We start from the raw sequence: 20,114 nt of genomic DNA on the forward strand, positions 1-20,114 counted from the left end.
GAAGGTCAATCCACGTAGGCTAACAACAGAACCGTCACATTAATCGGGAGGTAGTTGTGAAGAAATCGGATCGTATTGCCCGTGACCTTGAGCAGTCAGTCAACAGCGCGGTAGAGAACGCCAAGGACTGGGCAGCCCCCCGCGTGGAAGCAGCCGTGGACTGGGCGGTTCCCCGCCTGCAGCATGGCCTGGATACCGCATCTCCCAAGATCCAGGAGGGGCTCAAGAGTGCCGCACACAACCTCGCCGACGGCGTCGCAACAGTAACGCCTCGCATCCAGGATGGTCTGGCCCACCTTGCTCCGAAGATCCATGACGCTGTTGAAGGCACCACTCCGCGTCTCCACGAGGCACTGGACAAGGCCACACCGGTCATCCTCAATGCGCGCGACCGTGTTGTCGTGGAGTACCTGCCGCGCCTCTCGGACCAGATCGGCCAGGCTTCCGAAGCGGTTCACCGCACGCTGGAAAACGCTCCGTCCCACGTGGACGCCGTAGCCCAGAGGCTTGCCGATTCCGGCGTGGTGCACTCCATCCAGGAACAGGCCCACACCGCAGGCACCCAGCTCAGGGCAGCAGCCCACGAAGCAGGCAAGGCCGTCGGCGTCCAGATTGCCCAGCCCGAGAAGCCCAAAAAGCGCGGCTGGCTGGTCTTCGGGATTATCGCCGCCGGAGTGGCCGCCGGTGTTGCCGCCTGGAAGGCGTCCAAGCCGGTTGAAGACCCGTGGAAGACCCCTTCCCCGGTGACGCCCACTCCGGCCCCGGTTCCCGCCACCACGGTGAACGACATCAAGGAGACCGCTGCCGACGCCGTCAGCAACGCGGCAGCAGCTGCGTCGTCCGCTGCGGGCGCCGTCGCTGACAAGGCCAAGGAAGTCGCGGCAGACGCCAAGGAAGCTGTGGAAGACGCAGCTGACACAGCCAAGCATGTCGCCGAGGATGCCAAGGACGCCGCCGCCAAGGCTGCAACGGATGCCAAGACGGCGATGAAGAACATCGCATCGAACGTGAACGGATCCGCGGACAAGGACAGCGTCTAGCAGTTCCAGGCGCTTTGCGCCGTCAGCTGAAGGGGTTCCGCCTGGTGCGGGGCCCCTTCAGTGTTTTCCCAGTGTTTGTCCGGACTCCCGCCGCCTCCCGGCAGGACGGACCCCGATCGGTGCTAAATTTGAACTGATGTCAGCCGATAAATCCTCCGGGGATGCCTTGAACGACGCAGCTCAGCTGCCGCGCGTGTCCATTGTCATCCCGGCATATAACGAGGAAAGTGTGATCCGGCAGTGCCTCATCGCTGCCGTCTACCAGTCGGTCCCCGCGCACGAAATCATAGTGGTGGATAACCTCTCCACAGACCGCACCGCGGCCATCGTGCAGCAGATGCAGCTGGAGTACCCGGAAAGCCCCATCATCCTGCTGAGCCAGGACCGCGACCAGGGACTTATCCCCACAAGGAACTTTGGCCTTAACCACGCCACCGGTGATGTCCTAGGCCGGATCGACGCCGATTCCGTCGTGGAGCCGGACTGGGTGGAGCAGGTCCAGAAGGCCTTCGCGGACCAGTCGGTCCAGGCCGCCACCGGACCCGTTGTCTATTACGACATGCCCATGCGCCGCTTCGGACTCAAGGCCGACGACAAGATGCGCCAGCTGATGCTCAAGCTCGCCAAGCACCAGTACCATTTCCTCTTTGGCTCCAACATGGCCCTGCGTGCTTCAGCCTGGAAAACCATCCGGGACGAAACCTGCCGTGACGAGAAGGACGAGATGCATGAGGACATTGACCTTTCCCTGCATCTCGCCGACCACGAACTCAAGGTGCAGTACTGGCCCCAGATGGTGTCCGGCATGTCCGCCCGCCGGCTCGAGGACTCACCCAGGGATTACCGCTACTACGTGACGCGCTTCGACCGGACGTACAAGGCGCATAACGTGAAGAAGATGGCCCTCAAGGCCCCGATGGTGGTCTTCTTCTCCGTCTACTTCCCGGCCAAGCTGCTGCGGGCGATCCACACCGTCAACACGGCCCAGCCGGTTCGCCGCGGCGGCCAGTAACAGCGTTCAGTCAGTCCCCAGCTCCGCGAGGCGGTCCGACGGCGGTTCGTCGCCCCGGGTGCGGCTCGCTGAGGTCTCGCGCTGCTTCCTTTTAGAGCCTGACCGCTGCCCCAGGACTACGACGGCGAGTCCCACCAGGATCAGCGCCAGCCCGGCATAGGTGCCCACTGGAAGGGTCTCGTTCAGGAAGATGGCCGCCAACAGGGCGGCTCCAGGGATCTCCAGCAGGATGATCATCGAGACCAGCAGCGGGCTCATCGTGGCCAGCAGGTGGTTGAACGCCGTGTGGCCCACCAGCTGCGCACAGACGGTGATGGCGATAATGCCCAGCCAGCCGCCGGCGTCGAACCCGGTCAACGGCTGGCCGCTGAACACTGCCAGGACCGCCACCAGGGCGGCGCACATTCCGTAGCACAGCGTGGTGTAGGTCCCGGTGGTCATGCTTTGCCGGGCCTTGCCGCCCGCCAGCGTATACAGTCCCGCCAGCGCTCCGCCGGCCACCGCCAGCACGTCGCCAAGGAGCGCCTCAGGTGAGCTCCCCATATCAAACCCGGTAATGGCCACCACGCCGCCGAAAGCGGTGCCGAGGCCGGCCAGCACCGGCCACCGGTGCCTGGTGCCGCGAAAGAGCTGGAAGACGGCGATCCAGCCGGACTGCAGGCACACCAGGGCCGTGGCGGCGGCCACGGAGGTCAACTGCAGCGAAGTGATGAAGCACGCGAAGTGCAGGGCCAGGGCGCTGGCGGCCAGCAAGGACCAGCGGAACTCCTGCCAGGAGACCTGGCCGAACTGCCGCGGCTCACGCGCCAGGGTGGGGGTGGCCATCACCACGGCACCGATGGCGTTGCGCCAGAAGGCGATGGCCAGGGCACTGACCGTGGTGGCACCCAGGGTGGCGGCGATCAGCGGACCGGATGAGGCAACGCCCAGCACACCGAGCGCCGCGAGGAAGAAGTTCACTGTCCAAACCCTACTGTGGCGACTTAACCAAAAAGTCCCGGACAGCGTTTCCGCTGTCCGGGACCTTCCTTATGGTGGAGGCACGGGGACTCGAACCCCGAACCCCCTGCTTGCAAAGCAGGTGCGCTACCAATTGCGCCATGCCCCCATAAGAAGCAACCCGTCAATCATACCCTAGAACCGGGAAGCCTTTAGCCAGCTTCCGGTCCGGGAATCCGGGCTAATCAACCGTATCGGTTGACTCGCTCCAGACCGTTTTCCGGGCCTCGGATTCCTGTGCTTTCCGGTAGAGCAGGACGCCTGCGATCGCAGCTGCAAGAACCAGCAACTTCTTCACATGCACCCCGTTCCGGTCCAGCCGGGCTGGACCTTTACTGGAACCTGCACAGGTTCCGTGGGCGTACCAGGACTTGAACCTGGGACCTCTTCGTTATCAGCGAAGCGCTCTAACCGCCTGAGCTATACGCCCCGATGCCTCATCGGGCCGAGACATGACTTTACAGCACATCCCGGCCCGATCTCAAATCGAGGCCCTCCGGCGGAAATTTCCGCCGGAAATATGGGATTTTCAGTCGTCCGTGAGGGTAACGCCGATGCCGCCCACGAGGGTGGCAGAGATGTTGTACAGCACAGCGGACAGCATGGACAGGGCCGTCAGCAGGACCACGTTCACCACGGCGATGATCGTGGCAAAGGAGGCCACCTGTCCCAGCGAGGCGACCTTCTTCAGCTCAAACCCGCCGCCTTCGGACCCGGCGAGGGTTCCCAGGAGGCTGTCCACCTGGTCAAAGATGCCGGTGAGGTCCAGGACAGTCCAGAGGACGATGGCCGCAACGACCGTGACGATTCCCAGCGCTACGGAGAGCAGGAACGCCATTTTCAGGACGGACCAGGGATCGACCTTGCTGACAAGGAGGCGCGCACGCCTGACCTTGGCTTTGGGGGCGGGCTTGACCAGCCCGGGGCCGCCCTGCGCGGGACGCTGCCCCGCGCTGGCAGGCCGCTGGCCCTGTCCGGGCTGGACCTGCGGACGCTGGCCCGCTGCGGCCGGGCGCTGGCCGGGCATGCCCGCCGGAGCCGCCGGACGCTGCTGGGGACGAACGGGGGCGTTCACCCGGGGAGCGGCCGCGGGCTGGCCCGTTCCACCTGGAACATTGCTGTTCTGCTTGGGATATGAGTCGGGATTACTCACTCGTTACCTCCGGTGTAGTCTTCGTTCGGCTCAGCGTCGCCGGAGGCGTCCTCTGACTCAACGGCCGGTGCTGTCTCTGCCACTTCTTCTGACCCTGCGGAACCCTCGGGGGATCCAGCCTCTTCAGCCAACGTTACGTCATCCTCCAGGGATTCATCGCCCTCAAGTCCGCGTTCGCTGTTCCGGGCCACCTCGATGATCCGGTCGTTCTTGTCCGGTTTTGCGAAGATGACGCCCATGGTGTCACGGCCCTTGGCGGGAACGCCCGACACGGAGGAACGGACCACCTTGCCGCCTTCCATGACCACCAGGACTTCGTCTTCCTCCTGGACGATCAGGGCGCCCACCAGGTCTCCGCGTTCCTCTGCCAGCTTCGCGACCTTGATGCCGAGGCCGCCGCGGCCCTGGAGCCGGTATTCCTCCACGGCTGTGCGCTTGGCGTAGCCGCCCTCAGTCACGATGAAGACAAAGGAACCGTCCGTGACCACGTTGGCGGCCAGCAGTTCGTCGTCCTCCCTGAACTTCATGCCGGTGACGCCGGACGTGGCCCGGCCCATCGGCCGCAGCGCGTCATCGGTGGCGGTGAACCGGATGGACTGGCCCTTGCGGGACACGAGCAGCATGTCGTCCGTCTCCGAGACCAGCTGTGCGGACACGAGTTCGTCTTCATCACGCAGGTTGATGGCGATGACGCCGGCGGAGCGGTTGGTGTCGTAGTCCTCCAGCCGGGTCTTCTTGACCAGGCCGCGCTTGGTGGCGAGGACGAGGTACGGCGCGTGCTGGTAGTCCTTGAGGTCCAGTACCTGGGCGATGTGCTCGTCCGGCTGGAAGGCCATCAGGTTGGCGACGTGCTGGCCCTTGGCATCACGGCCGGCTTCGACCAGCTCGTAGGCCTTGGCGCGGTAGACCCTGCCCAGGTTGGTGAAGAAGAGCAGCCAGTGGTGGGTGGTGGTCACAAAGAAGTGCTCCACGACGTCGTCGCCGCGCAGCTGGGCACCCTTGATGCCCTTGCCGCCGCGCTGCTGGGAACGGTAGTTGTCGCTGCGGGTCCGCTTGACGTAGCCGCCGCGGGTGATGGTGACTACCATCTCCTCTTCGGGGATCAGGTCCTCCATGGACATGTCGCCGTCGAAGCCCATCAGGATCCTTGTGCGGCGGTCATCACCGTGCTTCGCCACGATCTCGGCCAGCTCGGTGCTGATGATCTCGCGCTGGCGTTCCTCGGAGGCGAGGATCGAGTTGTACTCGGCGATCAGGGCCTCAAGTTCGGCATGGCGGTCCTGGATCTTCTGGCGTTCCAGGGCTGCCAGGCGGCGCAGCTGCATGTCCAGGATGGCCCTGGCCTGCAGTTCATCGATGTCCAGCAGCTGCATCAGTCCGTCGCGGGCCGCTTCAGTGGTGTTGGAGGCGCGGATGAGGGCAATGACCTCGTCCAGCATGTCCAGCGCCTTGAGCAGCGCGCGCAGGATGTGAGCTTCTTCCTCGGCCTTGCGCAGGCGGTAGCGTGTGCGCCGGGCGATGACGTCCATCTGGTGCGTCACCCAGTGACGGATAAAGGCGTCCAGGCTCAGCGTCCGCGGGACACCGTCCACGATGGCCAGCATGTTGGCGGAGAAGTTGCTCTGCAGCTCGGTGTGCTTGTAAAGGTTGTTCAGCACCACCTTGGCCACGGCGTCGCGCTTGAGCACAATGACCAGGCGCTGGCCTGTGCGGCCGGAGGTCTCGTCGCGGAGGTCCGCGATACCGGAGATCTTGCCGTCCTTGACCAGCTCGGCGATCTTGATGGCCAGGTTGTCCGGGTTGGCCTGGTACGGCAGTTCGGTGACCACCAGGCAGGTCCGGCCCTGGAGTTCCTCCACATTGACCACTGCACGCATCGTCACGGATCCGCGGCCGGTCCGGTAGGCGTCCTCGATGCCCTTGTGGCCCAGGATCGTTGCCCCGGTGGGGAAATCTGGTCCCTTGATGCGGAGCAGCAGTTCTTCCAGCAGTTCCTCGCGGGTGGCCGTCGGGTTGGCCAGGTACCACTGGACGCCGTCAGCCACTTCGCGGAGGTTGTGCGGCGGAATGTTGGTGGCCATGCCGACGGCGATGCCGGAGGAACCATTGACCAGCAGGTTGGGGAACCGTGCCGGCAGGATGGTGGGTTCCTGGTTCTTGCCGTCGTAGTTGTCCTGGAAGTCGACGGTTTCCTCGTCGATGTCCCGGACCATCTCCATGGCGAGGTGGGCCATTTTGGTTTCAGTGTAACGCGGCGCGGCCGCGCCGTCGTTGCCCGGCGAGCCGAAGTTTCCCTGTCCCAGCGCCAGCGGGTAGCGCATGGTCCAGTCCTGGATCAGGCGGACCAGGGCGTCGTAGATGGCGGTGTCGCCGTGGGGGTGGTACTGGCCCATGACTTCGCCCACCACGCGGGCACACTTGTTGAACGACCGGTCCGGGCGGTAGCCGCCGTCGAACATCGCATACAGCACCCGGCGGTGGACTGGCTTGAGCCCGTCGCGCACGTCGGGAAGGGCGCGCCCAACAATAACGGCCATCGCGTAGTCCAGGTAGGAGCGCTGCATCTCCGTCTGCAGGTCCACCTGCTCAACGCGGTCTACCAGCACATCGCCTTCAAGTACGGTTTCCGGAAGATCGGCGGATTCCGCCTGGTTCTCTGGTGTCTCGTCACTCATCGTCTATATTTTCCGTTTCAGGTATATGTCAGTTGTGGAATATCAGCGGGTAAACCGTCTAGATATCCAGGAACCTGACGTCCTTGGCGTTCTGCTGGATGAAGTTTCGGCGCGATTCCACGTCCTCGCCCATCAGGACAGAGAAGATCTGGTCGGCTGCCAGGGCATCGTCCATGGTGACCTGCAGGAGGGTGCGGTGGTCCGGGTCCATGGTGGTGTCCCACAGTTCCGTGTAGTCCATCTCGCCGAGGCCCTTGTAGCGCTGGATGCCGTTGTCCTTGGGAATGCGGCGGCCCGCAGCCTGGCCGGAAATCAGCATGGCATCGCGCTGCTTGTCGCTGAAGACGTAGTCGTGCGGGGCGTTGGACCACTTGATCCGATACAACGGCGGCTGCGCCAGGTAGACGTAACCGTTCTCGATGAGGGGCCGCATGTAGCGGAAAAGGAGGGTCATCAGCAGCGTGGTGATGTGCTGGCCGTCGACGTCGGCATCTGCCATGAGGACGATCTTGTGGTACCTCAGTTTGCTGAGGTCGAAGTCCTCGCCGATGCCGGTACCGAATGCGGTGATCATGGACTGGACCTCGGCGTTGCCCAGGGCTTTGTCCAGGCGTGCGCGCTCCACGTTCAGGATCTTGCCGCGGAGCGGCAGAATGGCCTGGGTCTCGGGGTTGCGGCCGCGCTTGGCGGAACCGCCGGCGGAGTCACCCTCCACGAGGTACACCTCGCACTTGGCCGGGTCCTTGGAGGAGCAGTCCGAAAGTTTGCCCGGCATACCGAAGGACTCCAGCGGGCTCTTGCGTCGGGCGTTGTCGCGGGCCTTGCGGGCAGCCATACGCGCCTGGGCAGCGGAAATGGCCTTGCGAATGACGTCGCGTGCGGGTCCGGGGTTTCTTTCCAGCCAGTCACCCAGCCCGTCGGTGACCACGCGCTGGACGAAGCCCTTGACCTCGGAGTTGCCCAGCTTGGTTTTGGTCTGGCCCTCGAACTGCGGCTCGGCGAGCTTGACCGAGATAACCGCGGTCAGGCCTTCGCGGATGTCGTCACCGGTGAGGTTGTCGTCCTTTTCCTTGATGATGCTCTTTTCCCGGGCGTAACGGTTGATGAGCGAGGTCATGGCGGCGCGGAAGCCCTCTTCGTGCGTTCCGCCCTCATGAGTGTTGATGGTATTGGCGTACGTGTGGACGCTTTCGGAATACGCGTTGGTCCACTGCATGGCCATTTCCAGCGCGATGCGACGGTCCTTGTCCTCGGTCTCGAAGGCGATGACGTCCTCGTGGACCACATCCACTTTCTTGCCCGAGTTCAGGTGCTTCACGTAGTCCAGCAGGCCGTCGTCATACTGGTAGACCACGGTGCGGTGCTCAGCGGTGACCTCACCTTCGGTGACCACGGCATCCAGGTCGAGGTCGCCGTCGTTGTCCGCAACGGAGGTTCGCTCATCAGTCAGGGTGATGCGCAGGCCCTTGTTCAGGAATGCCATCTGCTGGAAGCGGGCGCGCAGCGTCTCGAAGTCGAAATCGGTGCTTTCGAAGATGCCGGCATCCGGGTAGAACGTCTGGGTGGTTCCCGTGCGGTCGGTTGCCTCGCCCTGGACGAGGCCGCCCTGGGGCTTGCCGCCGTCGGCGAAGGACATGCGCCAGACGTGTCCCTGGCGCCGGACTTCAGTGTCAACGCGGCTGGAGAGCGCGTTCACCACGGAAATACCCACACCGTGCAGGCCGCCGGACACTGCATAGCCGCCGCCGCCGAACTTGCCGCCGGCGTGGAGGATGGTCATAACAACTTCGACGGTGGGCTTGTGCTCGGTGGGGTGCATGTCCACGGGGATTCCGCGGCCGTCATCAACCACCTTGACTCCGCCGTCGGCCTGCAGCACTACCTCGATGTGTGTGCAGTATCCGGCCAGGGCCTCATCAACAGAGTTGTCCACCACTTCATAGACGAGGTGGTGGAGTCCGCGGGGACCGGTCGAGCCGATGTACATGCCGGGACGTTTCCGCACGGCTTCCAGGCCCTCGAGGACGGTGATGTCGCTTGCGCCGTATTCACGGGGCGTCGCAGCGTCTGCCGGGGTGTCGGGGGTACGGGCATCCTCAACTGCGGGTTCCACTGCCTGGATATCTGTATTGTCGTTAGCCACAGGCGCTGTCGACTCCTCTGTTTTCGATGATGGCCGGCCGAGTCAGTTCCGCCAGGAATTGCTTCGGCCAACAGGCACAAACTGATGGCGCTGGCGAGTAGGAAGACATGCGGAACCGCGTTCCGCTCGGCTGTCAGCGTGCGGAAAACGGACTCAGTCAACGTTTCACCGGCGCCCAGTTATCTGATGTGATTCTATCGTGAATCAGGGCGTAAACCCGCATTCCAGGGCCCTCGGCGGCACGGAATGTGCCCATGTGAGGCCATTGACCCCGCCTAGGGCGCCCCAGCGGTCCGGTCTTTGGGTTCCTATACGCCCACGGGGCGTTATAGCGCCCTACACGCCCTTAGGCGAATATTCAAGAGTCCGACGGCGGCGTCGCCGGCTGTCACCGGTTACCCGTACGTGTCGCGCGGGCCCCGGCCGTTTACGGTCCGCCCGCCCTTGCGCCAGCTGGGGGCCGAGGGCCCCAGCACCTGGATGCTGGTGACCACGCCGTCGCCGAGTTCGGTGCGGAATTTTTCCAGCAGGCTGATGCTCAGCAGCCGAAGCTGGGTGGCCCAGGCGGTTGAATCCGTGCGGACATGGAGCGTGGTGTCGGTGAAGCTTTCCGGGGTGCAGTGCGCGGAGATCTCGGGGCCCACCAGGGTGGCCCATTCGGCCATCACGGATCCGACGGCGACCGGGGACGTCCAGCCGCGTTCGGCCACCAGGCGTCCCACGACTTTGCCAAGTCCCAGCGGGTCCCGGCCGGTGGAGTGGAACTGGCTGAAGCCCCGGGTGTCGCTGATTCCCCGTTTTTTCTTGCCGGCGCCGGCGGCGGGCGGTGCCTTGCGGCGGATTTCGCCGCGGGCGGCCGCGGCTTCGCGCATCCGGTTCAGCGCGGCCTGGGGCGCGTCGATGCTGTCAGGATCCCGGCCGGGCTGGAGCCCGCCGTTTTCATCCTTATTCATCGATTCCTCCCGGGATGACCTTCACCCGCCGGCCGGAGAGTTCCTCCGGAATATCGGCGTCGACGGCGGCGGTCACCAGGACCTGTTCCGCGCCGGAGACTATTGCCGCCAGTTTACGCCGGCGCTGGACATCGAGTTCGGCAAAAACGTCATCCAGGATCAGGATGGGAGCGGATCCGCCGGTCCGGGCGTCGTCGAGCATCACGTAGTAGGAGGCCAGCCGCAGGGACAGGCACATGGACCACGTTTCGCCGTGCGAGGCATACCCCTTGGCTGGCGCTTCACCCAGAACGAGTTCCAGTTCGTCCCGGTGTGGGCCCACCAGCGAAATGCCCCGTTCGAGTTCCTTCCGGCGGGAGGCGGCGAAAGCCCTGACATACGCGTCCGTGAGCTCCTGGACGCTCAGCGTCCGGAGGTCTTCCTGGCCCGGTTCGCCGTCGGAGGACGGAAGAGCTGCACCCGGTGCCGCACCGCCGTCGTCGTCCAGCATGTTCTGGAGGCTTGAGCGGTAGGCCGCATCGGCAGCCTTTGACCCGTCGGTGAGCTGGGCGTACGCGCCGGCCAGGTGCGGGCGCAGCCGTTCCACCAGTTCCAGCCGTGCGTGCAGCAGTTCGGCCCCGGCGCGGGCCATGTGCTGGTCCCACACATCCAGGGTGGCCTCATGTCCGGCCGTGAATTTTCCGGTCCGGGCAGATTTCAGCAGGGCATTGCGCTGCTTCAGGACCCGGTCGTAGTCGCTGCGCGTTGCCGCGTGCCGCGGGATCAGGCTGACGAGCAGTTCATCCAGGAACCGCCGCCGGTTGGACGGATCTCCCTTGACCAGGGCCAGGTCTTCGGGCGCGAACAGTACGGTCTGGCAGATCCCGAGGAGATCGCGGGCACGCACGGGATTGCTGCGGTTGATGCGGCCGCGGTTTGCCCGGCTGGCATTGATTTCCAGTTCGAGGACGGTGGTCTGCCCGCCGCGGACCAGCCGGGCCCGGACCAGCGCCCGGTCGGTGCCGAACCGCAGCAGCGGGCCGTCCCCACTGACGCGGTGCGAGCTGAGCGTCGCGAGGTAGCCGATGGCTTCCATCAGGTTGGTCTTGCCGATTCCGTTGGATCCGACCAGCACCGTGACGCCGGGTTCCAGGGCAAGGTCAACCTGGGCGTAACTGCGGAAGTCAGTCAGCGAGAGGTGTTCTAGGTACACGCGGTCTTCAGGTTTCTCGGGACCCGCAGGTCCCGGGGATTGGTGTTACTTGGCAGAGCGGGTGGCATGCCCGCCGAACTGGTGACGCAACGCGGAAACCATCTTCATGGCTGGGGAATTGTCTTCACGCGAGGAGAAGCGGGCAAAAAGTGCCGCCGTGATGGCGGGAGCCGGCACTGCGTTGGCGATCGCTTCTTCCACGGTCCAGCGGCCTTCGCCGGAATCCTCGACGTAGTCGTCGATGGTGGCCAGGCCGGGATCTTCGTCCAGTGCCTTCACCATCAGGTCCAGAAGCCAGGACCGGACAACCGTTCCCTTTTGCCAGGCACGGAAGGTGCCGGGGAGATCGGTAACGATGTCCTTGGCAGCGAGTAGTTCGTAGCCCTCGGCGTAGGCCTGCATCAGACCGTACTCGATGCCGTTGTGGACCATCTTGGCGTAGTGTCCGGCACCGACTCCGCCCACGTGCACAAAGCTGTCGGCCCGTTCACCTTCCGGGCGAAGGGCATCGAAGACGGGGAGGGCACGTTCAATGTCGTCCGCATCGCCGCCGGCCATCAGGCCGTAGCCGTTCTGGAGGCCCCACACACCGCCGGATACACCGCAGTCGGCGAACCGGATGCCCTTTTCGGCCAGCGCGGCACCATGTTTCTGGTCCTCGGTGAATCGTGAGTTGCCGCCGTCGATCACGAGGTCGCCGGCGTCGAGCTTGTTCCCGAGCTCCGTTATGACTGCATCCGTGATGAGGCCTGACGGGACCATGACCCAGATGAGCCGTGGCGCCGGAACAGCGGCGATCAGTTCGTCCATCGAGGAGACATCGGTGATGTCCGGGTTGCGGTCGAAGCCCGTGACTTCGATTCCACCCTTGCGCAGGCGTTCGCGCATGTTGAAACCCATTTTGCCAAGGCCGATCAGTCCGATATGCACGGTGGAACTCTTTTCTGCGCTGGGTGTCGGTTGTCGTTCTGGGCCCACGCCGCCAGGTTTCCCTGGCCGAGCTTGCGAGGCGAGGGTGGCGGTAGGGACTAGTTGGGGAGGCGGACGGGCATGACCAGGTAGCGGTAGTCGTCCTGGTCTTCGCCATCGATATCAGCCTGGGCGGTGATCATCGCTGGCTTGGGCGCGGTGGTGAAGGAGAACCGGACGTACTTGGTTTCAATGACGCTCAGCCCTTCCACGAGATAGTGCGGGTTGAACGCAACTGTGATGTCTTCACCGGACAGCTGCGCTTCAAGCTCTTCGGAGGCCTGGGCATCCTCGCCGGTGCCGGCGTCGAGGTGCAGCTGTCCGTCGGTGAACGCGAGTCGGACCGGCGTGTTGCGCTCGGCAACCAGCGACACACGGCGCACGGCATCAACCAGCTCCTGCGTCTGCACGGTGGCGTGGATGGGGGTGCTGTCGGGGAAAAGCGAACGGATCTTGGGGTAGTCACCGTCCACCAGCAGCGAGGTGGTGGTGCGGCCGCCGCTTTCGAAACCGATCAATCGGCTGTCGTCATCCGCCAGGGCCAGGTTGATGTCGCCGCTGTTGCCCAGGGTTTTGGCGACCTCATTGAGGGTCTTGGCCTTGACCAGGGCGCTGGTGGAAATGCCGGGAGTGACCGGCTTCCAGGGCACTTCACGCATGGCCAGCCGGTACCTGTCAGTGGCCAGGAGGGTGATGAGGTCGTCTTCGATTTCCATCCTGACGCCGGTCAGGATGGGCAGCGTGTCGTCCTTGCTGGCGGCGATGATCACCTGGGAAACGGCCTGCGCGAAGGCGTCACCTGGGACGGTGCCGCTGATGGTGGGCAATGCCGGCAGGGGCGGGTACTCGGCTTCCGGCATGGTGGCCAGGTGGAAACTGCTGCGGCGGCAGGTGAGCGTGACTTTGTTGCCGTCAGTTTCCACTTCCACGGGAGCGGAAGGAAGGCTGCGGCAGATGTCGGCGAGGAGACGGCCCGATACCAGGATGGTTCCTTCCACCGCGATATCAGCCGGGATTTCAAGCCTTGCCGAGGTCTCGTAGTCAAAGCTCGAGAGGCTTACGGTGCCGGCTTCAGCCTTGAGGAGCAGGCCGGAAAGGACCGGTACGGGCGGCCGCGGAGACAACGACCGGGCTGTCCAGGTGACGGCTTCTGCCAGGACGTCCCGATCGACTCTGAACTTCACGGAAGGGTGCCGCCTTTCATTGCTGCTGCCATGTCTGAACCGGAAACTCCATCGTGGAGTTCCAAAAGTGGGTGCCCCAAACTCCTGAACCTGCATGGTCCGTGCTTGCTGAACCACAAAGAAACCCAGGGATGGGAGCGCTGCTGACAGCTTAGCCGGAAGATCCGGGATTAACCCATCCCCGGCGAGGATCCTGGCCCTCCGGGGCCGCCGGCCCCTGGCAGGTTCGTCGTGTGGATCGAGATTGTTGTTTGAGGGAATTCAATTTTTTGGGATTAGTAGTGTTAATAACTGCTGTGGAAACTGTGGATAACCCTGTTTCGCCGCAGGATCCGGCGGTTAAGCCCTGTTCATGGACTGTGGGCGACGCAGGTTTTAAACAGGGTGTGGATGGGGATAAGAATTTTGGCGGTTTCGCTGATCCACAGGTGGCTTAAGGGTTTTAAGCCCATTAACCGCACTTGTCCCCTTAACTGTCCACAGGGTTATCCACATGCACCTGTTAATAAGGTATAGAGGCGGCGGGTCAGGAGTCGCGCTGCTGCTGCTTGATCCGGTTTGTGAGCTCGGTGACCTGGTTGTAGATCACACGGCGCTCGGCCATCAGCTCGCGGATCTTGCGGTCCGCGTGGATCACCGTGGTGTGGTCGCGGCCACCGAGCTCCTGGCCAATCTTGGGAAGCGACATGTCCGTCAGTTCACGGCAGAGGTACATGGCGATCTGGCGGGCGGTCACCAGTGTCCTTGTGCGTGACTTGCTGCAGAGTTCTTCCATACTGAGCTTGAAGTACTCAGCCGTCTGCGTGAGGATCTGGCTGGAGGTGATCTCCTGGGCGCCGTCGTCGGTGATGAGGTCCTTGAGGACCATCTCGGCCAGGGCCACGTCCACGGGCTGGCGGTTCAGGCTGGCGAATGCCGTGACCCGGATGAGGGCGCCTTCAAGCTCGCGGATGTTGCTGGAGATCTTGGACGCAATGTATTCCAGGGCATCGTCCGGTGCGGAGAGGCCTTCGCTGAGGGCCTTCTTCCGGAGAATGGCGATGCGGGTCTCCAGTTCCGGCGGCTGGATGTCGGTGAGCAGGCCCCACTCAAAGCGTGATTTCATCCGGTCCTCGAAGCCGGCCAGGAGCTTGGGCGGCTGGTCCGAGGTGATGACAACCTGCTTGTTGTTGTTGTGCAGGGAATTGAACGTGTGGAAGAACTCCTCCAGCGTCCGGTCCTTGCCGGCCAGGAACTGGATGTCATCGATCAGCAGCACATCAACATTGCGGTACGTGGTCTTGAAGCTGGCGCCTTCGTCGTCGCGGATGGAGTTGATGAAGTCGTTGGTGAATTCCTCGGAGTTCACGTACCGGACGCGGATGCCACTGTAGAGGCGGCGGGCGTAGTGGCCGATGGCGTGAAGGAGGTGGGTTTTTCCCAGACCCGAGTCGCCGTAGATGAAGAGCGGGTTGTAGGCCTTGGCAGGCGCTTCGGCCACTGCCACCGCGGCCGCGTGGGCAAACCGGTTGGAGGACCCGATAACGAAGGTGTCGAAGACGTATTTGGGGTTCAGCCGGCCGAATTCGTGGGAGGTGCTCGGCAGCATGGGCTGCGGCTTCTGCTCGATCAGCTGGTCCGAGGTGAAAGAAGGTTCGACGACGAGCTCCGGCTCTTCATGGATGGGCACCAGATCGGTGTCAACATCGATGGCACAGCGGATGTCCTCGGAGAAAACGTTGTGCAGGGCGTCGTCCAGCGCGTCCTTGACCTGCGTCTGCAGGACTTCGCGGGTGAGTTCGTTGGGGACGGCCACCAGGAGGGTGGAACCGATCAGGCCCTGGGCCTGGGCCAGGATGACAAAGCCCCGCTGCCTGGGTGTTACGCGGTCGTCCTGTTCCAGCAGGCTGACAACGCGCCGCCAGGAACTTCCGACAGTATTGGCGTGGTTGGCTTCGTCTACTGTCATCAATCAGTTCCTCAAAACTTGCTTTGCCTGCATTACCTGCAGCCCCAAGTCCGGAACCAGGATGCTGGTCCAGCTTCATCCACAGGGTTATGCACAGTCCGTGGATAATCGGCTACTGAGCCACTCTAGGGGATCAAAACGCTAGAAGATAGCTGGGAAGTAGCTTGTGGATAATTACACCGTTGTGGTTCTGAAACCGGGCCTGTGAGGCACTTCATCCACAGGCTGGCGGGGGCGGTTAACCACAGCTGGGGACAAGGACCGCGTGCCGTCCCGGTTTGACTCGGGGGCTTAATTTGCCCTAACGTTGTGAAGTCCTTTGTGTCCGCTTTTTGGCCCCATCTGAATCTCTCAAACGCACCGCGTTCGAGCAGCCGGGGGAAGCGAGTGCACATACAAAACTTAGCGTCGGCCAGTTCTTCCCCTTTTTGATCGGGTGGGCGCACCTTTGATCCACTGGAGTAACTAACGTGAGCAAGCGGACTTTTCAGCCGAATAACCGCCGTCGAGCCAAGAAGCACGGCTTTCGCCTTCGTATGCGTACCCGTGCCGGCCGTGCCATCCTGGCAGCCCGTCGTGGCAAGGGCCGCACCGAACTGTCGGCCTAAATAACTGACTCGTCGGTTTACATTTCTTTGCGAGTTTAAGGTGCTGGCCACCCGTAACCGTTTGAGGACTGCATCCGATTTTTCAACAACCGTACGTTCCGGTGTCCGCAATGGACGCCGGAACGTAGTGTTATATGCGGCAGCTATTGCTGCCGACGAACCCAGCCGGATCGGGTTCATCGTTTCCAAAGGTGTCGGGAACGCTGTGGTCAGGAACCTCGTTAAGAGGAGACTGAGGGAAGCCGGTGCTGCCTCGCTGCGCGAGTACGGTACCGGGTTCGCCATAGTGGTCCGGGCTCTGCCTGCGTCTGCGGCCGCGAGCTGGGACCAGTTGTTGGCAGACTATAACGCCGCGCTGGAATCGACCATGAGCCGGTTGGGCAGCCGCCTTCCGCGGGCTGCTGTTATCGGTTCAACCGGCACAACACAGGAAGGGACACAGCGTGCATAACGTGACTGCCGCCGTCGTCCATTTCCTACAGCCTGTTGCCATCACCCTGGGCAAGGCCGTCTGGAACCTGCCCCGCAACATCCTCATTCTGCTGCTTATGGCCTACCGCAAGGTGATTTCCCCCTTGTACGGCCAGGTATGCCGCTTTTTCCCTTCATGCTCGGCGTACGCCCTTGAAGCGATCACCGTCCATGGTGCCGTCAAGGGGAGCTGGCTTGCCGTCCGCCGCCTCGCGCGCTGCCACCCATGGAATGCCGGCGGTGTGGACCATGTCCCCGCCGGCCACCGGGAATGGCCTGAAAACCGGACCCCCACAATTGTTGTGCTGAACAACCCGGACAAGTACCTGGCTGCTCAGACTGATGGAGAAGGCCGCCTTGCGGCCTGACGAGTAGGGATATCGTATGGACTTCTTTGAAACAATCATGTTTCCGTTCAAGTGGCTGGTTTCCGTCATTATGGTGGGCTTCCATGACGGCCTGAGCGCCATTGGCCTGCCTGCCGCCAACGGTTGGACGTGGACGCTGTCCATCATCGGGCTGGTGCTGGTCATCCGTGCCGCCCTGATTCCCGTGTTCGTCAAGCAGATCAAGGCCCAGCGCGGCATGCAGCTGCTGCAGCCGGACCTGAAGAAGCTCCAGGACAAGTACAAGGGCAAGACCGACCAGCTCTCCCGCCAGGCCATGGCGCAGGAACAGATGGCCATGTACAAGAAGCACGGGACCAACCCGTTCTCGGCCTGCCTCCCCATGCTGATCCAGATGCCGTTCTTCTTTGCCCTGTTCCAGGTGCTTTCCGGTATCACCGCCGCAAAGGACCAGGGCAAGGGCATCGGCGCCATGAGCCATGAGCAGGTGGTTCAGTTCGACTCCTCAAGCATCTTCGGTGCTCCGCTGTCGGCCTCGCTGCTGCACGGCGGCGCCGGCGGTAATGAGGTAGCGGTGTGGATCCTGTCCATCGTGATGATCCTGGCCATGACGGCCTCGCAGTTCATCACCCAGAAGCAGATCATGGCCAAGAACATGTCCGAAGAGGCCATGGCCAGCCCGTTCATGCGCCAGCAGAAAATGATGCTCTACATCCTGCCGCTGGTGTTCGGTGTGGGTGGCATTAACTTCCCCATCGGTGTGCTGATCTACTGGACCACCACCAACCTCTGGACCATGGGACAGCAGTTCTTCGTCATCCGCCGCATGCCGACGCCGGGATCCCCCGCCGCCAAGGCGCTGGCCGAACGCCGTGCCGCCAAGGGCCTGCCCGTCCTCCCCATTCTGGGAGGCAAGAAGGCCGACGCCGAAGCAGAGGCCGCCGCCGCGGCAGCAATCATCGAGGCCAAGGGCCAGCGCAACCAGCCCCAGCGTAAGAACAGGAAGAAGAAGTAATGTCAGCCGAGAGCACCGAACACGCCCTTTCCGACGAGGTCACCGAAGATCGCGACGAGTCCGTGAGTGATGCCAGTTCCACGAAGGGCTCGGCTGCCAGCCGCCTCGAGGAAGAAGGCGATGTTGCCGCCGACTACCTGGAAGAACTCCTGGACATCGCCGACATCGATGGTGACATTGACATCGAAGTCCGCAACGGACGCACTTACATCTCCATCGTGGCCGAAGAAGAATCGGACAGCCTGGACAGCCTCGTCGGCGAAGACGGCGAGGTGTTGGAGGCACTCCAGGAACTGACCCGGCTTTCCGTCCTCTCCGCAACGGAGAACCGGTCACGGCTGGTGCTGGACATCAACGGCTACCGCCAAGAGCGTGCTGGACACCTCCAGAAAATTGCCGAGGATGCAGCTGCTTCGGTCAAGGAGACCGGCAAGGCAGTGGCCCTGGAACCGATGAGCGCCTACGAACGCAAAATCGTCCACGACGCCGTTGCTGACCTTGGTCTGGTCAGTGAGTCCGAAGGTGAAGGCGCCGGCCGCCACATCGTTGTATCCGCAGACTAGAGAATTGCTGAACGGCTAATCATGGTTGACATCACGGCAGCTGAACTGCTGGCGGCGGAGAAGATCTTCGGTGACCGCCTCGACCTCGCCAAGCGCTATGTTGAGCACCTGGCCACCTCCGGGACCGAACGCGGCCTCATCGGCCCGCGTGAGATTCCCCGGTTGTGGAGCAGGCATGTACTGAACTGTGCGGTCATTGAAAGCGAAATTGCCCACGGAAGCCACGTTGCCGACGTCGGAAGCGGCGCGGGCCTTCCCGGGCTGTGCCTTGCCATCGCGCGCCCCGACTTGGAACTTACCTTGATTGAGCCTCTCGAACGCAGGGTGATCTGGCTCCAGGAGGTAGTGGATGACCTGGGTCTCAGCAACGTGACCGTCATGCGGTCCCGTGCGGAGCTCGCCGTGGGGCATGTGAACGCCGACGTGGTCACGGCCCGCGCTGTGTCAGCGCTGAGTAACCTGGCAGGACTCACCATCCCCTTGCTCGGCGGCAAGGGCGAAGTTGTGGCGATTAAGGGCCGCAGCGCAGGCGAGGAAATTGAAAAAGCTGCCAAGGTCATCAGGAAACTCGGCGGCGTGCAGACGTCCGTCGTCACCGTGGGTGAGCATCTCCTGGAAGAGCCCACCACCGTGGTCCGCATCGTTGTAAATAAGTCCCAAAAGATTGCCTAGCGCCGGGCCCCGGTAACCTTGGTCTACAGGGCGAAGCGGTTAGGCTAGACAACGGCAGCAAAAAGCTGAACGAGAGTGAGTGTGTCCCAGTGACCAGTAGCGAAGCCTCCACACAACGGATCCCCCCGTTTGTGTCTTTGGGGTCAGCACGATCAGTTGCTGGGCCGGGACTTGCACCGGGCCGGGGCGGAATACATCCGAATCCGGTTGCAGATCTGGTGACCATGTCGGCTGTTTCACGTGAAACAGCCGTTTCGGGTAGAACAAACGTTTTCGACTCCATGGACGATTCCAGTCCGATTGCGCGCGAACTTGCGCATGAGACGAAGCGCAGGGAGCGCCTCCTGGGCCGCGAACTGCCCAAGCCCGAGAAGACCCGGATCTTCACCGTGTCGAACCAAAAGGGTGGGGTTGGCAAGACCACCACCACCGTGAACATTGCGGCGGCCCTGGCTGCGGCAGGGCTGAACGTCCTGGTCATCGACATCGATCCGCAGGGCAATGCCTCGACCGCGCTCGGCGTTGAACACCATGCCGACGTGGACAGCATCTATGACGTCCTGATCAACGATTTCCCCCTGGCGGATGTCGTGGCGCCGTGCCCGGATATCAACAACCTGATCTGTGCACCTGCCACCATCCACCTTGCAGGCGCGGAGATTGAGCTTGTCTCCCTGGTGGCCCGCGAGCAGCGCCTCCGCCGGGCGATTGATGTATATTCCAAGGCCCGGGCGAAGAACGGCGAAGAACGCCTGGACTACATCTTCATTGACTGCCCGCCCAGCCTCGGATTGCTCACGGTAAACGCCTTCTGCGCTGCCGGTGAGGTACTGATCCCCATTCAGTGCGAGTACTACGCCCTTGAAGGCCTGAGCCAGCTGCTTAAGAACATCGAAATGATCCAGAAGCACCTGAATGCTGACCTGGAAGTCTCCACCATTCTCCTGACCATGTACGACGGCCGGACCAACCTGGCTGCCCAAGTGGCTGCCGAAGTTCGCCAGCATTTCCCTGACCAGGTACTTGGTGCAGTGGTGCCACGCTCGGTCCGGATTTCGGAAGCGCCAAGCTACCAGCAGACCGTGATGACTTACGATCCTTCCTCCAGTGGAGCCCTGTCTTACCTGGAAGCCGCAGCTGAAATTGCTGAGCGCTAGAATCTTCGAAAAC

At 62.9% G+C, this 20,114-nt stretch carries 19 protein-coding genes and 2 tRNA genes; 9 read left to right on the forward strand and 12 right to left on the reverse strand.

All coding sequences use genetic code 11. The annotated features are described in order from the left end of the window. Positions 1 to 56 precede the first annotated feature (56 nt). Both ABV518_RS05855 and ABV518_RS05860 read left to right on the forward strand, forming a co-directional pair. Positions 57 to 1,040: a hypothetical protein gene (locus ABV518_RS05855; protein WP_367765906.1), complete on the forward strand. Its 984-nt coding sequence runs from the start codon at positions 57 to 59 to the stop codon at positions 1,038 to 1,040. A 136-nt stretch (positions 1,041 to 1,176) separates the two neighbouring features. Next, the gene (locus ABV518_RS05860; protein ID WP_367765907.1) at positions 1,177 to 2,052 is read left to right on the forward strand and encodes a glycosyltransferase family 2 protein; all 876 of its coding nucleotides are present in this window, start codon (positions 1,177 to 1,179) and stop codon (positions 2,050 to 2,052) included. 6 nt (positions 2,053 to 2,058) lie between these two features. Here ABV518_RS05860 and ABV518_RS05865 read toward each other — a convergent pair whose 3' ends face one another. The 12 genes from ABV518_RS05865 to dnaA form a co-directional block, all read right to left on the reverse strand. Continuing rightward, the gene (locus ABV518_RS05865; protein ID WP_367765908.1) at positions 2,059 to 3,012 is read right to left on the reverse strand and encodes a DMT family transporter; all 954 of its coding nucleotides are present in this window, start codon (positions 3,010 to 3,012) and stop codon (positions 2,059 to 2,061) included. Between the two features lie 72 nt (positions 3,013 to 3,084). Beyond that, positions 3,085 to 3,160 (reverse strand) — tRNA-Ala (locus tag ABV518_RS05870). 72 nt (positions 3,161 to 3,232) lie between these two features. Beyond that, positions 3,233 to 3,349: a DLW-39 family protein gene (locus tag ABV518_RS05875; protein WP_242633290.1), complete on the reverse strand. Its 117-nt coding sequence runs from the start codon at positions 3,347 to 3,349 to the stop codon at positions 3,233 to 3,235. A 58-nt stretch (positions 3,350 to 3,407) separates the two neighbouring features. Next, positions 3,408 to 3,481 (reverse strand) — tRNA-Ile (locus ABV518_RS05880). A 99-nt stretch (positions 3,482 to 3,580) separates the two neighbouring features. Next, on the reverse strand, positions 3,581 to 4,204 hold the full coding sequence (locus tag ABV518_RS05885; RefSeq protein ID WP_367765909.1) for a DUF3566 domain-containing protein: 624 nt from the start codon (positions 4,202 to 4,204) through the stop codon (positions 3,581 to 3,583). Further along, positions 4,201 to 6,879, reverse strand: coding sequence for a DNA gyrase subunit A (gene gyrA / locus ABV518_RS05890; RefSeq protein WP_367765910.1), 2,679 nt, complete (start codon positions 6,877 to 6,879; stop codon positions 4,201 to 4,203). The genes ABV518_RS05885 and gyrA overlap by 4 nt, the downstream gene beginning before the upstream one ends. A gap of 58 nt (positions 6,880 to 6,937) precedes the next feature. Next, positions 6,938 to 9,022 (reverse strand): DNA topoisomerase (ATP-hydrolyzing) subunit B, encoded by a 2,085-nt coding sequence (gene gyrB / locus ABV518_RS05895; protein ID WP_367765911.1) that lies wholly within the window; start codon positions 9,020 to 9,022, stop codon positions 6,938 to 6,940. 395 nt (positions 9,023 to 9,417) lie between these two features. After that, entirely contained in the window at positions 9,418 to 9,975 is a 558-nt protein-coding gene (locus ABV518_RS05900; protein ID WP_131132038.1) for a DUF721 domain-containing protein, read from the reverse strand. Next, the gene (gene recF / locus ABV518_RS05905; protein WP_367765912.1) at positions 9,968 to 11,167 is read right to left on the reverse strand and encodes a DNA replication/repair protein RecF; all 1,200 of its coding nucleotides are present in this window, start codon (positions 11,165 to 11,167) and stop codon (positions 9,968 to 9,970) included. The genes ABV518_RS05900 and recF overlap by 8 nt, the downstream gene beginning before the upstream one ends. A gap of 45 nt (positions 11,168 to 11,212) precedes the next feature. Further along, complete coding sequence (gene gnd / locus ABV518_RS05910; RefSeq protein ID WP_367765913.1) at positions 11,213 to 12,097, reverse strand: phosphogluconate dehydrogenase (NAD(+)-dependent, decarboxylating); 885 nt, start codon at positions 12,095 to 12,097, stop codon at positions 11,213 to 11,215. Between the two features lie 98 nt (positions 12,098 to 12,195). Then, positions 12,196 to 13,320 carry a DNA polymerase III subunit beta gene (gene dnaN / locus ABV518_RS05915; protein WP_367765914.1) on the reverse strand — a complete coding sequence of 375 codons (1,125 nt, stop codon included), beginning with the start codon at positions 13,318 to 13,320 and terminating at the stop codon, positions 12,196 to 12,198. 526 nt (positions 13,321 to 13,846) lie between these two features. Then, positions 13,847 to 15,268 (reverse strand): chromosomal replication initiator protein DnaA, encoded by a 1,422-nt coding sequence (dnaA, locus tag ABV518_RS05920; protein ID WP_131132034.1) that lies wholly within the window; start codon positions 15,266 to 15,268, stop codon positions 13,847 to 13,849. 470 nt (positions 15,269 to 15,738) lie between these two features. On the opposite strand from dnaA, the gene rpmH reads away from it, so the two are divergent. The 7 genes from rpmH (at position 15,739) to ABV518_RS05955 (ending at position 20,101) form a co-directional block, all read left to right on the forward strand. After that, on the forward strand, positions 15,739 to 15,876 hold the full coding sequence (gene rpmH, locus ABV518_RS05925) for a 50S ribosomal protein L34 (protein ID WP_003800212.1): 138 nt from the start codon (positions 15,739 to 15,741) through the stop codon (positions 15,874 to 15,876). 40 nt (positions 15,877 to 15,916) lie between these two features. Continuing rightward, positions 15,917 to 16,327: a ribonuclease P protein component gene (rnpA, locus tag ABV518_RS05930; protein WP_367765915.1), complete on the forward strand. Its 411-nt coding sequence runs from the start codon at positions 15,917 to 15,919 to the stop codon at positions 16,325 to 16,327. After that, complete coding sequence (gene yidD, locus ABV518_RS05935; RefSeq protein ID WP_367765917.1) at positions 16,320 to 16,715, forward strand: membrane protein insertion efficiency factor YidD; 396 nt, start codon at positions 16,320 to 16,322, stop codon at positions 16,713 to 16,715. Before rnpA ends, yidD begins: the two co-directional genes overlap by 8 nt. Before the next feature lie 16 nt (positions 16,716 to 16,731). Then, positions 16,732 to 17,709 (forward strand): membrane protein insertase YidC, encoded by a 978-nt coding sequence (yidC, locus tag ABV518_RS05940; protein ID WP_367765918.1) that lies wholly within the window; start codon positions 16,732 to 16,734, stop codon positions 17,707 to 17,709. Then, a complete protein-coding gene (locus ABV518_RS05945) occupies positions 17,709 to 18,272 on the forward strand; it encodes a protein jag (RefSeq protein ID WP_367765919.1) in 564 nt (187 codons plus the stop codon). Before yidC ends, ABV518_RS05945 begins: the two co-directional genes overlap by 1 nt. A 21-nt stretch (positions 18,273 to 18,293) precedes the next feature. Beyond that, complete coding sequence (gene rsmG / locus ABV518_RS05950; protein ID WP_131132029.1) at positions 18,294 to 18,944, forward strand: 16S rRNA (guanine(527)-N(7))-methyltransferase RsmG; 651 nt, start codon at positions 18,294 to 18,296, stop codon at positions 18,942 to 18,944. A gap of 89 nt (positions 18,945 to 19,033) precedes the next feature. Next, on the forward strand, positions 19,034 to 20,101 hold the full coding sequence (locus ABV518_RS05955) for a ParA family protein (RefSeq protein ID WP_367765920.1): 1,068 nt from the start codon (positions 19,034 to 19,036) through the stop codon (positions 20,099 to 20,101). Positions 20,102 to 20,114: the final 13 nt, after the last annotated feature.

The organism is Arthrobacter sp. HS15c, assembly GCF_040812005.1.
Classification (GTDB): Bacteria; Actinomycetota; Actinomycetes; order Actinomycetales; family Micrococcaceae; genus Arthrobacter.

Excerpts from the sequence above, each read along its gene's own strand:
- ABV518_RS05860 (WP_367765907.1), top strand. The coding sequence starts at position 1,177 with ATGTCAGCCGATAAATCCTCCGGGGATGCCTTGAACGACGCAGCTCAG.
- gyrA (WP_367765910.1), bottom strand. The coding sequence starts at position 6,879 with ATGAGTGACGAGACACCAGAGAACCAGGCGGAATCCGCCGATCTTCCG.
- ABV518_RS05900 (WP_131132038.1), bottom strand. The coding sequence starts at position 9,975 with ATGAATAAGGATGAAAACGGCGGGCTCCAGCCCGGCCGGGATCCTGAC.
- dnaA (WP_131132034.1), bottom strand. The coding sequence starts at position 15,268 with ATGACAGTAGACGAAGCCAACCACGCCAATACTGTCGGAAGTTCCTGG.
- yidC (WP_367765918.1), top strand. The coding sequence starts at position 16,732 with ATGGACTTCTTTGAAACAATCATGTTTCCGTTCAAGTGGCTGGTTTCC.
- ABV518_RS05945 (WP_367765919.1), top strand. The coding sequence starts at position 17,709 with ATGTCAGCCGAGAGCACCGAACACGCCCTTTCCGACGAGGTCACCGAA.
- rsmG (WP_131132029.1), top strand. The coding sequence starts at position 18,294 with ATGGTTGACATCACGGCAGCTGAACTGCTGGCGGCGGAGAAGATCTTC.